This window comes from Streptomyces thermodiastaticus, assembly GCF_014656135.1.
GTDB classification, from domain to species: domain Bacteria; phylum Actinomycetota; class Actinomycetes; order Streptomycetales; family Streptomycetaceae; genus Streptomyces; species Streptomyces thermodiastaticus.
This window is the reverse complement of the sequence record NZ_BNBV01000003.1, coordinates 285,494-298,704: the sequence shown is the minus strand read 5'-3', so window position 1 is coordinate 298,704 and position 13,211 is coordinate 285,494. Positions and strand designations below refer to the sequence as shown.

Annotated in this window: 12 protein-coding genes and 1 pseudogene; 4 read left to right on the top strand and 9 right to left on the bottom strand. The window is 73.2% G+C overall.

Going from position 1 to position 13,211, the window contains the following annotated elements; all coding sequences use genetic code 11:
- The first annotated feature begins 3 nt into the window (after window positions 1–3).
- A complete protein-coding gene (gene thpD / locus IE286_RS04940) occupies window positions 4–897 on the top strand; it encodes an ectoine hydroxylase (protein ID WP_189795360.1) in 894 nt (297 codons plus the stop codon).
- Between the two features lie 124 nt (window positions 898–1,021).
- On the opposite strand, the gene IE286_RS04935 is transcribed toward thpD, so the two are convergent.
- From IE286_RS04935 to IE286_RS04925, 3 genes are all read right to left on the bottom strand, one after another.
- On the bottom strand, window positions 1,022–1,609 hold the full coding sequence (locus IE286_RS04935) for a CGNR zinc finger domain-containing protein (RefSeq protein WP_189795359.1): 588 nt from the start codon (window positions 1,607–1,609) through the stop codon (window positions 1,022–1,024).
- Between the two features lie 6 nt (window positions 1,610–1,615).
- A complete protein-coding gene (locus IE286_RS04930) occupies window positions 1,616–2,872 on the bottom strand; it encodes an MFS transporter (RefSeq protein WP_189795358.1) in 1,257 nt (418 codons plus the stop codon).
- Between the two features lie 420 nt (window positions 2,873–3,292).
- Window positions 3,293–4,558 (bottom strand): helix-turn-helix domain-containing protein, encoded by a 1,266-nt coding sequence (locus IE286_RS04925; RefSeq protein ID WP_189795357.1) that lies wholly within the window; start codon window positions 4,556–4,558, stop codon window positions 3,293–3,295.
- Window positions 4,559–4,794: 236 nt separating this feature from the next.
- On the opposite strand from IE286_RS04925, the gene IE286_RS04920 reads away from it, so the two are divergent.
- Window positions 4,795–4,998, top strand: coding sequence for a hypothetical protein (locus IE286_RS04920; protein ID WP_189795356.1), 204 nt, complete (start codon window positions 4,795–4,797; stop codon window positions 4,996–4,998).
- Window positions 4,999–5,029: 31 nt separating this feature from the next.
- On the opposite strand, the gene IE286_RS04915 is transcribed toward IE286_RS04920, so the two are convergent.
- Window positions 5,030–5,749: a DsbA family oxidoreductase gene (locus tag IE286_RS04915; RefSeq protein WP_189795355.1), complete on the bottom strand. Its 720-nt coding sequence runs from the start codon at window positions 5,747–5,749 to the stop codon at window positions 5,030–5,032.
- Window positions 5,750–5,952: 203 nt separating this feature from the next.
- A complete protein-coding gene (locus tag IE286_RS04910) occupies window positions 5,953–7,485 on the bottom strand; it encodes an aldehyde dehydrogenase (NADP(+)) (RefSeq protein ID WP_189795354.1) in 1,533 nt (510 codons plus the stop codon).
- A 201-nt stretch (window positions 7,486–7,686) separates the two neighbouring features.
- On the opposite strand from IE286_RS04910, the gene IE286_RS04905 reads away from it, so the two are divergent.
- Window positions 7,687–8,463, top strand: a complete 777-nt coding sequence (locus IE286_RS04905; RefSeq protein WP_189795353.1) for an IclR family transcriptional regulator — start codon at window positions 7,687–7,689, stop codon at window positions 8,461–8,463.
- Window positions 8,464–8,583: 120 nt separating this feature from the next.
- Window positions 8,584–8,766, top strand: a pseudogene (locus tag IE286_RS27035) (penicillin-binding protein 2); the annotation flags it as partial.
- Window positions 8,767–8,826: 60 nt separating this feature from the next.
- Here the strand turns inward: IE286_RS27035 and IE286_RS04900 are convergent.
- The 4 genes from IE286_RS04900 to IE286_RS04885 form a co-directional block, all read right to left on the bottom strand.
- Window positions 8,827–9,627: an HAD family acid phosphatase gene (locus IE286_RS04900; RefSeq protein WP_189795352.1), complete on the bottom strand. Its 801-nt coding sequence runs from the start codon at window positions 9,625–9,627 to the stop codon at window positions 8,827–8,829.
- A gap of 87 nt (window positions 9,628–9,714) precedes the next feature.
- Window positions 9,715–10,836, bottom strand: coding sequence for a pectinesterase family protein (locus IE286_RS04895; RefSeq protein ID WP_189795351.1), 1,122 nt, complete (start codon window positions 10,834–10,836; stop codon window positions 9,715–9,717).
- Between the two features lie 149 nt (window positions 10,837–10,985).
- Window positions 10,986–12,326: a pectate lyase family protein gene (locus IE286_RS04890; protein ID WP_372462541.1), complete on the bottom strand. Its 1,341-nt coding sequence runs from the start codon at window positions 12,324–12,326 to the stop codon at window positions 10,986–10,988.
- A gap of 87 nt (window positions 12,327–12,413) precedes the next feature.
- Window positions 12,414–13,211: a rhamnogalacturonan acetylesterase gene (locus IE286_RS04885; RefSeq protein WP_189795350.1), complete on the bottom strand. Its 798-nt coding sequence runs from the start codon at window positions 13,209–13,211 to the stop codon at window positions 12,414–12,416.

Genomic DNA, 13,211 nt, shown 5'->3' with positions numbered 1-13,211 from the left:
CCCATGACGACCACGACCGTCACCGACCTGTACCCCACCCGCGGCACCACCGAAGTGACGGTGCCCCGGCAGGACCCGGTGGTCTGGGGAACACCGGACACCCCCGGCCCGATCGGCCCGGCAGACCTGAAGGCCTACGAGCGCGACGGCTTCCTCGCCATCGACCATCTCATCACCCCGGACGAGGTCGCCGTCTGCAAGCAGGAGCTGGACCGTCTGGTCAGCGACCCGGCGGTGCGCGCCGACGAGCGTTCCATCGTCGAGCCCAAGTCCGACGAGATCCGCTCGGTCTTCGAGGTGCACCGGATCAGCGAGGTGTTCGCGAACCTGGTGCGCGACGAGCGCGTCGTGGGCCGGGCCCGGCAGATCCTCGGCTCGGACGTGTACGTCCACCAGTCGCGGATCAACGTCAAGCCCGGCTTCGGCGCCAGCGGGTTCTACTGGCACTCGGACTTCGAGACCTGGCACGCCGAGGACGGTCTGCCGCGCATGCGCACGGTGTCCGTCTCGATCGCGCTGACCGAGAACCACGACACCAACGGCGGCCTGATGATCATGCCGGGGTCGCACAAGACCTTCCTGGGCTGCGCGGGCGCCACCCCGGAGGACAACTACAGGAAGTCGCTGCAGATGCAGGACGCGGGCACGCCGTCGGACGAGGCGCTGACGCGGCTGGCGAGCGAGTACGGCATCCGGCTGTTCACCGGCAAGCCGGGGTCGGCGACCTGGTTCGACTGCAACTGCATGCACGGCAGCGGCGACAACATCACGCCGTATCCGCGCAGCAACGTCTTCATCGTGTTCAACAGCGTGGAGAACGCGGCGGTGGAGCCGTTCGCGGCACCGGTGCGCCGGCCGGAGTTCATCGGGGCGCGGGACTTCACCCCCGTGCGGTGATCCCGGCCGGGTCCGGAACGTCCCGGCGGTCCTGCGAGCGAGCCGCCGGAGCCCGGACCCGGCGCCGCGCCGGCCCCGGCGTCCTGCGGGACGGCGGGCCGGGCGCGGACCGGCCGGCGCCCGGTCAGGTCTGCCCGGCCTTGCGTGCCCGGTGGGCGGCGACGTGGTGGCGGTTGCCGCACACCGCGGCCGAGCACCAGCGCCGCCGCCGGCCGCGGGAGGTGTCGAGGTAGACCATGTCGCAGGTCGGCCCCTCGCATTCCCGCATCAGCTCCCGCTCCGCCGAGCCGAGCAGCCGCACCGCGTCGTCCGCGACGGCCGCCAGCAGCTGCTCCGGTCGCACGGGACCGGCCAGGCGGCGGTGCAGCCGTCCGTCGTCGGCCCGCTCCAGCCGCAGCGCCGGCGGCCCGGGCTCGGCGAACCGGTTGAGCCGCTCCAGGTCCGCCGCCGAGGCCCGGCCGCCGTCCAGCTCCGTGTGCACGATCCGGTGCAGCAGCGCGCGCAGCGCGTGGAACTCGGCGAGCAGTGTGTCCGTGTCACCCGTCAGCGGTTCCCGCTCGGGCAGCACTCCGGTGCGGTGCAGCCACTGGTCGAGCCGGGCGGTGCCGTCCAGCCGCTCCACGGGGGCGGCCGAGAGCCGCGCGCCCTCGGTGGCGAGCAGATCCAGGCAGATCCGGCCGGTGTCGAACCGCAGGTCGGTGCTGGCGGGCACGGCGGGTCACTCCTTCGCGGGGGCGAGCGGTACCGCTACCAGTGTGGCGGCAGCGCAGGCGGCCCACACCAGCGGCCAGGAGATCCCGGCCAGCAGCGGCACCAGCACCGGGGCCAGGAAGGCGGCCGCGAACACGGTGGTGTTCTCCAGGCCCAGTGCCGTACCGGCCCGCTCGGCGCCCGCCATCTGCGCGATCTCCGTGTAGGCCACGCCGTGCCAGGCGTTGGCCAGGATGCCGGCGATCACCAGGGCGGGCACCACCGCGGCCGTCGGGGCGTGGGTGAGCAGGGCGGCGGCGGCCAGGGCGGCGGTGGCGGCGAGCCCGGTGAAGCGGACGTACGGCCGGCGGCTGCCGGGGTGCCGGTCGGTCCAGTGACCGGACAGCACGCGGGCGACGGCGCCGCCGACCTGCACCACGACCACGGCGGTGGCGCCCACCGCGAGGGCGGCGTGGTGCACGTCGTGCAGGAACACGCCGACGAAGGCGAGGACGGCGAACTGGGGCAACGTCAGCAGGCCCGAGGCCAGGGCCAGCCGCCACACGGTGCCGTCCCGCAGCGGCGACCGGCGGCCGGGACCGTCACCGCGGGAGGACGTGCCGGCGGCAGGGCCGGTGGTGTCGGGCGCGTGCATCCAGCGGTGGGCGGCGGCCGCGGCGGCGAAGCAGAACAGCGCCAGCACGCCGTAGACCGCGCGGAACCCGAAACCGACGGCCAGCCAGGGCAGCAGCGCGGACCCGACGGCGCCGCCGGCCGGGACGGCGGTCTGCCTGAGGCTCATGGCCAGTCCGCGCCGGCCGTCGCGGAACCAGGCCATCACGGCGCGTCCCGACGACCCGTTGACGGAGCCGCCCAGGACGCCGACCAGTAACAGCCCGGCGGCGAGCACCCCGACGGCGGGGACCCGGCCGTCGTGGGGCACCACCGCGGCGGCCATCAACGCGAGCACGGCACCGGTGGACAGCAGCCCGGTGAGCAGCACGCGCCGCTCGCCGAACCGGTCCGTCCAGATGCCCCAGGCCACCTCGGAGACGGCGATGCCGAGAGAGACCGCGGAGAGCACGAGCCCCAGCGTGCGGTCGGTGAGGTGGTAGGCGCCGCGCAGCACGGTGGAGGTGGTGGGGATGCCCTGGAAGGCCGCGGAGAACGCCGCCTGCGCGGCGATGCCGATACCGAGGATCACCCAGCGGTGGTGGGCGGAGAACCGCCGGGCCGGGTGTGCGGGTGCGGTGAGGGAATCCGGCTCGGTCAGAGGCTGAGGCATGGTCGCTCCCGTCGGCGCGAGGAGATCGCGTAAGGGGTCAGGGTCGTACAGGCATGACGCCTGTAAGAGGTCAGAAGTCTTACACGCATCATGGAAAAAGCCCGGAGGCACCGCAACCGCGCACCTCCGGGCGATGCCGCCGGCCTCCGGGCGACGGGGAGCCGTGCGGAACGCGCGGACCCGCCGTCGCCCCGGCCCTTCCCGCTGCCCGGCCAGCAGGTCCAGCAGCCGGTCCACGTCCGCCTCCGTGGTGTACAGGTGGAAGGCCGCGCGCAGATGGCCCGCGCGGGCGGAGACCGCGACGCCGGCGGCGTGCCACGGGGTCTCACGCCGCCCCGGCGTCCGCGAGCGCCGGGGTCCTCAGGCGCGGGGTGCGGCGCGCTCGTCCCAGGGCGCCGGGGACGCCCACCGCCCCGCCGCTCAGCTGGCCTGCGCCTCCAGTACTGCCCTCACCTGAGGAACGTCGGCGTAGTCGACAAGCCGGGCCAGCACCACCCGGCCCCGTTCCGCAGTGCGCTCACTGGCGATGCCCGCCGACAACGCGAGCATCCGTTCCGCCGTGGCCGCCGCCTCTTCGGGTTCGTTGGCGTCGGCATAGGCGACGGCCAGCCACGAGAGGTACAGCGCCAGTTCACGGGTGTGGGTCGCGTCGTAGTGCGCGAGAACGTCCCGTAGCAGCGGCACAGCTCTGAGCGGCCGACGCAGTTCGGTGTAGACGCGGGATTCCATGACACGGAGTTCGCCCGCGTCCACCCAGTACAGATACGCAGGTGACTCGATACCGGCACGGTCGTCGTCGAGTGCTTCCGCTGCTTGTCCGAGGGCGCGCAAGGCCGCCTGCGCGTTGTCCGGGCCGCCCGCTTTCGTGGCCGCCCACGCCACACGGTCGAGGTACAGGGCACGGGCCTTCGGCGGGGCGTCCGGCCCGGCCTCCTCCAGAGCGGCGCGGGCGAGGTCGAGGCCTTCCGGTTCCCGGCCGGTGTTGCTGAACTGGTAGGCGAGCGATCCGGCGAGATGGCCGGCCAGGGTGTGGTCCTCGGCCTGTGCGGCCGCGCTGAGACCGAGCCGGTAGATCCGCTCGGCGTCCTGGTACCGGCCGGCGTCACTGGCGATCCACCCCGCGAGCTGGGCGAGTTCCCCGATCTGGACGAGCAACTGGCACCCCGTCGACTCGGCGTATGCGTGATCCCGGTACAGGCGAACGGCTTTTCGGAGTTCCCGCAGTGCGGGCCGCAGGAGATCCCCGCCGGCGAGGCAGTCGTCCGCGAGCCGCAGACCGTGCACCCGTTGTGCCAGGTCGGCGACCTGGGTCATGCCGATACGGCCGCCGCTGCGCACGCCCACAGGCTCCAGTGGGTCGTCGGCGGGCAGGAAATCGGCCAGGGGCGGCAGCGGCGGTTCCTCCGCTCGTGGCGTCGCGAGCACGTCCACGGGGACGGACAGTGCGGCAGCCAGAAAGGGCAGCCAGTCACGCGGGGTGCGCTTCCCGTTCTCCCATCGGCTGACTTCCTGACGTCCGACCGGCTCACCGACCACGCCGGCCGCCCGGCAGACCTCCCGTGCCAGCCGTGACTGGCTCCACCCGCGCCGTTCCCGCTCCCGTCTGATGTCGGCCCCGATCGCACTCGCCGTACGGCCAGTCTGGCCGACAGCCGGCCGACACGTGGCCGCTCGCCACGGATCCATTCCGCCCGGAGAGTGGACTCCGGAATGCCGAAGGCGAGGGAGGACATGAGGGCTGCACCGAACGACGCGATGCCGGAACCTGCCGGAGTACAAGGGTGCCCGACATGCGTATTGCTCATGACATCCCGACAGCTCGCCAGAGAAGTCGACGCTCTGGATGCCGTGGCCCACTGCGACCGGCAGATCGCCGAGCATCCGCACAGGGCCGCCGGTTCTCTCCCGGTGCGGGGTGTCCAGTGACCGAGCCTGTGCGGTATCCCGGACCCACCGTCGTCCTCCCGCTGGACGACTGGCTCTACGAGGCGCGGCCGGTGGCCGGCTGCGCCACGTGCGAGACAGCCGCGGAGGCGCTGCGGGCGGCCAAGCGCGCCGGCAGGGCGTGGGACCGGTTCGAGGCGGCGCGGACGATCAGACGTCACCCGCACGGGGCAGGCGCGTGACCGCAATGCGGTAGCGACCGCGCCGGCGCCCTCAGCCGCGGGGCACGGCGCAGCCGTCCGGGCCGCACGCCTGCGCCTGCTGTCCCTGGTCGATCAGGCGCAGGGGCGTGTGCTCGGCCCATGCCTGAGTGAGGGCCTGGGTGAAGACCTCGACGGGCTGGGCACCGGAAACACCGTATTTCCGGTCGAGGACGAAGAACGGCACGCCAGTGGCGCCGAGCCGCGCGGCCTCCTCCTCGTCGGCGCGGACCTCGTCGGCGTACGCCGCCGGGTCGGCGAGCACCGCGCGAGCGTCCTCCGCGTCCAGGCCGGCCTTTGCAGCCAGCTCCACCAGCCGCTCGGGACCTTCGGTGAAGACGGAGCGCTCTTCGGCGAAGTTCGCCCGGTACAGCACGTCCAGCAGTGCGGCCTGCAGGCCACGGGTCTTGGCGAAGTGCAGCAGCCGGTGCATGTCGAAGGTGTTGCCGTGGTCGCGGCCCCGGGTGCGGTACTCCAGCCCCTCTGCGGCGGCCTGCGCGCCGAGATGGTCCTCACCGGCCTCGGCCTGTGCCTGGCTCATCCCGTACTTGCGGGTGAGCAGGGCGAGCACGGGCTCGACGTCGTCCTTGGGCCGGTGCGGGTCGAGTTCGAAGGAACGGTGCACCACCTCGACCTGATCACGGTGCGCGAAGCCTGCGAGCGCCTTGTCGAAACGCGCCTTTCCGACGTAGCACCAAGGGCAGGCGATGTCCGACCAGATCTCGACGCGCATGCTCGTGCTTCTCTTCCGCTCGCAGGGCTGCGGGGAGCGGATGCTCCCCGAGGACGGGGAACATCCGGGCGAGGCAGCTCATTCCCCCGTGCAGTGGCAGCCACCGGTCGCCGTCACAGTCACAGGTGGGCCGTGGGAGCGGCGCCATCTCGGCGGCCGCACCGCATGCGCGGATGCGGCCGCCGGAACCGAGGGCCGTCCCCTCACACCTCCAGGCGGCCGTTGAAGCGGCGGGGCAGGCCGAGGGGGTTGTCGTCGCGCAGCTCGGGCGGGAGCAGGGCCTCGGGGGCGTTCTGGTAGGCGACGGGCCGCAGCCAGCGTTCGACGGCGGTGCCGCCCACCGAGGTGGAGGTGGAGGTGGTCGCCGGGTAGGGGCCGCCGTGGTGCTGAGCGGGGGCGACCGCCACGCCGGTCGGCCAGGCGTCGACCACGACGCGCCCGGCGAGCGGGGTCAGCTCGGCGAGGAGGCCGGGGCCGCGGCCCTGTCCGGCCGCCTCCTCGGAGGACAGGTGGACGGTGGCGGTGAGGTTGCCGGGCAGGCGGGAGAGGACCGCCAGGGCCTCGTTCTCGTCGGTGTAGCGGGCCACGACCGTGACCGGCCCGAAGCATTCCTCAAGCAGCAGGTCGTGGTCGCCGCCCTCGCGGGTCAGCCGGGCGGCGGGGACGGTGAGGAAGCCCGCGGTGACGGTGTGCTCGTCGCCCGCGCCGGGGGCGACGGGTGCGTCGACGTCCGGCAGTGCGGTGCGCTCGGCGACGCCGGCGAGGAAGGTGTCGCGGATGCGGTGGTCGAGCAGGACGCCCGGTGCGGTGCCGCCGACGGCGTCGGCCAGGGCCTTGACCAGGCCGTCGCCGGCCGCGCCGGCCGGGACGAGGACCAGTCCGGGCTTGACGCAGAACTGGCCCACACCGAGCGTCATCGAGCCGGCGAGCCCGGTGCCGATCTCCTCCGCCCGCTCGGCGGCCGCGGCCTCGGTGACGAGCACCGGGTTCAGGGAGCCCAGCTCGCCGTGGAAGGGGATGGGCACCGGGCGGGCGGCGGCGGCGTCGAACAGGGCCCGGCCGCCCCGCACCGAGCCGGTGAACCCGGCGGCGGCGATCAGCGGGTGCTTGATCAGCTCGATGCCCGCGTCGAAGCCGTGGACCAGTCCGAGGACGCCGGCGGGGATGCCGTGCTCGGCGGCGGCCTCGCGCAGCACCGCGGCGACCTGCTCGGACAGCGCCGGGTGGTCGGGGTGGGCCTTGACCACGACCGGGCACCCGGCGGCCAGCGCGCTGGCGGTGTCGCCGCCGGCGACGGAGAAGGCGAAGGGGAAGTTGGAGGCGGAGTAGACGGCGACCACGCCGAGCGGCACCTTGTAGCGGCGCAGGTCCGGGATCGGCGGGGTGGCGGTGTCGTCGGGGTGGTTGATGATCACGCCGAGGAAGGCGCCCTCGTCGACGATGTCCGCGAAGGCCCGCAGCTGGTAGCAGGTGCGGGCCAGTTCGCCGGTGAGCCGGGGCTGCCCGAGCGCGCTCTCGGCGTCGGCGGTCGCCACGAGCCGGTCCGCGGCCTCCTGCAGACGGTCGGCGGCGGTGCGCAGGAACGCCGCCCGGACGGTGCGGTCGGCCAGCGCGCCGCGGGCATCGTGCGCGGCGCGGACGGCGGCGTCCACGTCCTGTGCTGTGGCCTCGGCCGCAACCTGCTCCCGCTGCTTCCCGGTGCGGGGGTCGACACTCCAGACTGGTGCTGCTGCCACCGCGGGTCCCTCCAGAAGTCGTGCCGCTTCAGCCGCGCCGTACGGGTGCGGCCCGTACGCGCGCCGCGCGTGCGTGGGTTACGTCGGCCGGTCGGTGCGTCACCCTCGACGGCGTTCGATATACTGAACGCTGTCTCGGATGATGAATGTGTCCTGGAGACTATAACGTCAGCTTCTCGTCGAACGAAGGGGGCCAGGGCGATGCCGGCAGGTGAGACAGGCAGCGGCGGAACGCAGGTCAAGTCCGCGGTCAGGACCGTGGAGTTGCTGGAGTACTTCGCCGGCCGGCCCGGCATGCACTCCCTCGCCGCGGTGCAGGAGGCCCTCGGCTACCCCAAGTCCAGCCTGTACATGCTGCTGCGCACGCTGGTGGACCTGGGCTGGGTGGAGACCGACGCGACCGGCACCCGCTACGGCATCGGCGTGCGGGCCCTGCTCGTCGGCACCTCCTACATCGACGGCGACGAGGTCGTCGCCGCGGCCCGGCCCACCCTGGACCGGCTCTCCGACGACACCACCGAGACCATCCACCTCGCGCGCCTGGACGGCACCAACGTCGTCTACCTGGCCACCCGGCAGTCCCAGCACTACCTGCGCCCCTTCACCCGCGTCGGCCGCCGGCTGCCCGCCCACTCCACGTCCCTGGGCAAGGCCATCCTCGCCACCTACAGCGACGAGCAGGTGCGCAAGATGCTCCCGGAGACCCTGCCCGCGCTGACCGAGAACACCATCACCGACCGCGAGAAGCTCATCGCCGAGCTGCACCAGATCCGCGAGCAGGGCTACGCCGTGGACCGCGAGGAGAACACCCTCGGCCTGCGCTGCTTCGGCGTGGCCATCCCCTACCGCACCCCGGCCCGGGACGCGATCAGCTGCTCCATCCCGGTGGCCCGGCTCACACCGGCCCACGAGCAGCTGGTCAAGGACGCCCTCTTCGACGCCCGCGACCGCCTCACCCTCGCCACCCGTCGGCTGTGAGGTCAGCGGGGCAGGGCGGGCAGCACGGCGGACACCCCGCACCGCCCGCCTCATGAACATCCGACGAGAAACCGGACGGACGGGAACGATCCACCCGTGCCGCCCGTCATCGGAACCGTCATGGACAAGACGATCGGGCGGGCGTCCGTCTTCACGCTGCTGCTCGTGATCGCCCTGCTGGTGCGGGCGACCTGGGTGCAGTTCTACGACGCCAAGGCGCTCGCGGACGACAAGGACAACCGGCGGCCGGCGATCGCCACCTATGCGCAGCCGCTGGGGAACATCGTCGTGGGCGGCCGGGCGTCACGGCGGCGGCAGCTCGGTCGCCGCTCAGCCGCCGCTCGGTCGCCGCTCAGCCGCTGGTCAGTCGACGAAGTACGTCGGGTTCGGCAGCTTGTAGGTGCGGTCGGCGTACCCGCCGTCGAGGTCGGAGTACTGGTCGCCGACGTTGGCGACGATGTCGTACCCGAGGTCCTCGATGTGCTTGCGGGTCGCGGACTTGAACTGCACCGTGGTGCACTTCCAGGCACCCGGGGTCGCGCAGTGGCTCAGGTAGGACGGCGGATTCGCCGTGTCCTTGAGGAACATGTGCTCGGCGTCCAGGTTCACGTCGGCGCCGACCTTCTTCAGGTTGGCCACGGCGGCCGCGCGCTGGGCCTCGCTCAGACCGGAGTTGTAGAAGACGGTCACGCCCTTCTTCGCCGCGTACCGGACCAGCTCGGGGCTGCCGAAGACCTCCGGGCGATCGGCCTTGTCGACGTAGGCGGCCCAGGTGGCGCTGTCGTAGCCGTAGTTGTTCTTCTTCTCGTAGTCCAGGCTGAGCAGCAGGGTGTCGTCGATGTCGAAGACGACCGCGGGCTTCTTGCCGTGCTTGCCGTGCCGCGCCTTGCGGGCCACCTGGTCGATGTACCGCTTGGCGTCGGCGTCGATGCGCGCCAGGTCCTTGGCGTAGGGGCTGTCCGGGGACGCCTGGTAGACGCCGTCGGCGTCCTGGGTGGTGCCGTAGTAGGTGTCGATGTCCCGGGTGAGCAGCCCGATGTTGTAGGGCTCGTGGGTGGAGTTCGCGGTGGACTGTACGGCGCCGGCGACACCGGCGCCGTACAGGGTGGCGGAGGCCACGGCGCAGGCGGCGCCGATCGCGGCGACCCGAAGTGGCTTGTTCATGAGAGGGTTTCTACGCGCGTCGTCCCGCCTGCGCGAGGCCCGTTGCCCGATCGATACCTGATGGGGTGTCACGCACGGCACACACGGCTACCGGGACCGCCACGGCGTCGACCGCCACGGCGTCCAGTCGCCCAGGTAGGCCTCACGGGTCACCGAGGCGGCCTGGGCGGCGGTCAGCTGGGGGCGGTTGTCCGGGACGACGACCGCCGCGCCCGGGCCGGTGTTGCGGTACTCGGCGAACCGCATCTCCTGCCAGGGGTAGGCGTCCCGCATGTTCGCGTAGGGCGCCGTGGCGTCGATGCCGGGGCCGAGCCAGGTGTCCCGGACGGTGAGCATCGGGTGGGCGGTGGGGTCGGAGGTGGGCACCCAGGGGCGGGCCAGCTTGTAGTACCCGTCGGGGGCCTCGCTGGTGACGCGGCCCCGGGTGACCAGGTAGCCGCGCGGGTTCGCGCGGGCCGTGGAGGGCGCGAAGACGAAGCCGTAGGGGGCGGACGTCAGGTCGGTGCGGGTCAGGGTGTGGAAGCGGCAGTCCTCGAACACCGCCGTGGCCCGGCCGAAGACGAAGTCCACGTCGCCCTCGGCGTAGCACTGCGCGAAGTACTGGCGGTCGAAGGCGGACAGGTCCGTGGTGTCGGCGTACAGGGTGTCCTGGTGGCCGAGGAAGCGGCACCGCCAGAAGGCGGAGCGGTCGCCGGTGACCCGCAGCGCCACGGCCTGGGTGTCGGTGATCTGCGGGTGGTCGGCGCGCAGCCAGTCGTTGGCGAAGGTGACCGCGTCCGCGCTGAAGCCGGCGGCCTGGACGGTGACGGTGGCCGAGCCGCCGGTGCCGTAGGTGCCGCCGCCGGGCTTGGGCGTGCCGGCCGCGTTGTCGTAGACGATCACCACGTCCCGGGGGTCGCCGGTGGCGCCGAGCCAGGTCATGTCCGTGCGGGAGGCGTCCACGGCGACCGTCTCCCGGTAGACGCCGGGCGCCAGGACCAGGGTCCGTCCGCTGCCGGTGGCCGCGTCCACCGCCTCCTGGACGGAGGTGGTGTCGCCGCGGCCGTGCGGGTCGACGTAGAGCGTGCGCGGGGTGAGGCGGGCGGCCGGTGAGCCGTAGCGGCCGAAGGGGCGGGGGCGGGCGGCAGCCGCGCGGGCGGGGGCCGCGGCCAGGGCGGCGGTGCCGAGCGTGGCGGCGGAGGCGAGCAGGAACTGCCGTCGGGTGGGCATGGGGACCTCCAAGGTGCCGGTGGACGGTGGGCCGTGACGAGGAGGGCGCGCGGGCCGGGGAGGCGGGCCGCCCGGCCCGGCGGTGCCGGGACGCCGGCGGCACGGGCCGGCGCCGCGCCGGGGCTGTACACGCGGGAACGGTGCGCCGGTCAGTGCAGGCGGCCGGCACCCGCGAGACGGGCGACGAGCGCGGGGACGGCCCGTGGGGAGTCGACGCGGGTGCGCAGGACGGGCGTCCAGCCCGCGCCGGACTTCAAATTCTCGTCGGGGACCTCGGCGTTGTGGACGGCGATCAGGTCGGTGCGGTGGCCATTGACCCAGTTGTCCGCGGCGGTGAGCGGCGCCTCCGTCCACTTCTTCAGGATGGTGCCGGCCGTGACGCCCTCGGGCAGCGTGAAGGCGTTGTGCTCGGCGACGAGCTGGGACTCCTTGCCGATGCCGTAGCTGTAGGAGTAGTCGGGGCCCGCCACGAAGTGGTTGTTGTAGGAATCCACCTGGCCGAAGCGGACCCTGGGGGCGCGTTCGACGAGGTCGCGGAACAGGTTGTGGTGGAAGGTGACCTTCAGCCGGCCGCGGTCGACGGCGGCGGCCGCTTCGCTGTCGCTGTTGCCGACCAGGACGGTCTTGTCGTGGTCGGCGAAGACGTTCCAGGAGGCGGTGACGTAGTCGGCGCCCCGGACGACGTCCAGTTCGCCGTCGTGCTGCTGGTAGAGGCGGCCGTAGTAGTGCGGCAGGGTGCTGTCGGGGTGGTCGCCGTCGGTGAAGGTGTTGTGGTCCAGCCACACATGGCTCGAGCCGTCGACCACGACACTGTCGTACTCGGAGTTCCAGTTGCCGTCGGCGGTGTCGGTCGGGTCCCACTGCGGGAAGCAGTCCAAGGGGCTTTCGAAGGTGAGATTGCGGACGATGACGTCGTCCACGCCCTTGATCTGGAGGCTGGCGCCCTTGAAGCCGGCGTGTGCGCCGACGCCGATGACGGTGGTGTGGGCGGGGACGTAGGCCTTGACGTAGGCGTCCTGCCGGGCCTGCGAGGCGCGGCGCAGGCCCTCGGGGCTGTCGTCGGGCTCCGCGGACAGGTCCCGGTCGCGGCCCCAGGTCTCGGGCGCGTAGGTCTTCAGATAGGTGCCGAAGTCGTAGCCGGGAGCGGCGAAGGACGCGCAGTCCGGGCCGTCGGCGTCGATGGTGCCCACCACCTTGACGATCTTCGGTGCGTCGCCGCCGTCGGCGAGGGCGGCCTTGAACTCCTCCCAGGTGGAGACGGTGTGGACGTGGGCGGCGTCGGCGCGGGCGCCGCCGGTGGTGCCGGTGCCGTAGGCGGCCCAGCCGTCCCGGGCGGCCAGCACCTGGCGGGCGGGGTCCGGGCCGTGGTGGGCGGGCCGGGCGGAGGCGGTGCCGGTGACGGCGAGGGCGAGCGCGGCAGCGCAGCCGGCGACCGCGGCCACCCGTCCGCGCAGGACATGGGCATGGGCATGCCACTGACGTCTGTTCACTGTGCGGCTCCTCTTCTGCTGTGGTGCGGCCGGCCGGCGTCGTCCTGCCGGTGGCCGGCCGGGACCGGGCGGGATGGGACGGCGGGGTCAGACGGCCGGGTCGGGCCAGGTGATCCAGGAGGCGGGGACCTCCTCGTCCAGCCGGCGCACCTCGCCCGGCGCCAGCACCCCGGTGCGCAGCAGCTCCCGGGCCACGAGCCGGGCCACCGCGATCGCGCCGGTCGGGCTGAAGTGCGTGTTGTCCTGTTCGGTGGCGGTCCAGTCGAAGTACGCCTTGGTCCGCTCGGGGCCGAGTTCCTGCCACAGCGCCAGCGACAGCGCCTGGACGTCGAGCAGCGGCACCCCTTCGGCCCCGGCGAGGGCGCGCATCGCCGCCGGGTACTCGCCGTGGGTGGGATCGGCGTTCCCGGCGGCGTCGAAGCGGCGCCGCTCCACCGGGGTGGCGAGCACCGGGCGGGCCCCGCGTTCCCGGGCCCCGTCGAGATACCGGCGCAGGCAGTCCTGGTACGTCGTCCACGGCTCGGTGTACCGGGAGGGGTCCTCCGCCTTCTCGTCGTTGTGCCCGAACTGGACGAGCAGGACGTCCCGCGACCCGATCGCGGCGAGGATCGGATCGAGCCGTCCCTCGTCGAGGAAGCTCTTGGAACTGCGGCCGTTGACGGCATGGTTGGCGACGGCCACCGAGGGGTGGAGGAAGAACGGCAGGGCCATGCCCCAGCCGGTCTCCGGGGCCTCGTCGGCCGTCTTCCGGGCCGCGGTGGAGTCGCCTGCGAGGTACACGGTGCGGGTGCGGCGTCCCGCGGCCCGGGCCGTGCCGGTCGCCGCCAGAGCGAACGGAACGGCGGCGAGGGCCGCGGCGCCGGCCTGTCTGCGCGTCAGCGACAC

Coding starts and splice junctions, on each gene's coding strand:
- thpD (WP_189795360.1), top strand. CDS start 4: ATGACGACCACGACCGTCACCGACCTGTACCCCACCCGCGGCACCACC.
- IE286_RS04930 (WP_189795358.1), bottom strand. CDS start 2,872: ATGCCTCAGCCTCTGACCGAGCCGGATTCCCTCACCGCACCCGCACAC.
- IE286_RS04925 (WP_189795357.1), bottom strand. CDS start 4,558: ATGGATCCGTGGCGAGCGGCCACGTGTCGGCCGGCTGTCGGCCAGACT.
- IE286_RS04915 (WP_189795355.1), bottom strand. CDS start 5,749: ATGCGCGTCGAGATCTGGTCGGACATCGCCTGCCCTTGGTGCTACGTC.
- IE286_RS04905 (WP_189795353.1), top strand. CDS start 7,687: ATGCCGGCAGGTGAGACAGGCAGCGGCGGAACGCAGGTCAAGTCCGCG.
- IE286_RS04900 (WP_189795352.1), bottom strand. CDS start 9,627: ATGAACAAGCCACTTCGGGTCGCCGCGATCGGCGCCGCCTGCGCCGTG.
- IE286_RS04895 (WP_189795351.1), bottom strand. CDS start 10,836: ATGCCCACCCGACGGCAGTTCCTGCTCGCCTCCGCCGCCACGCTCGGC.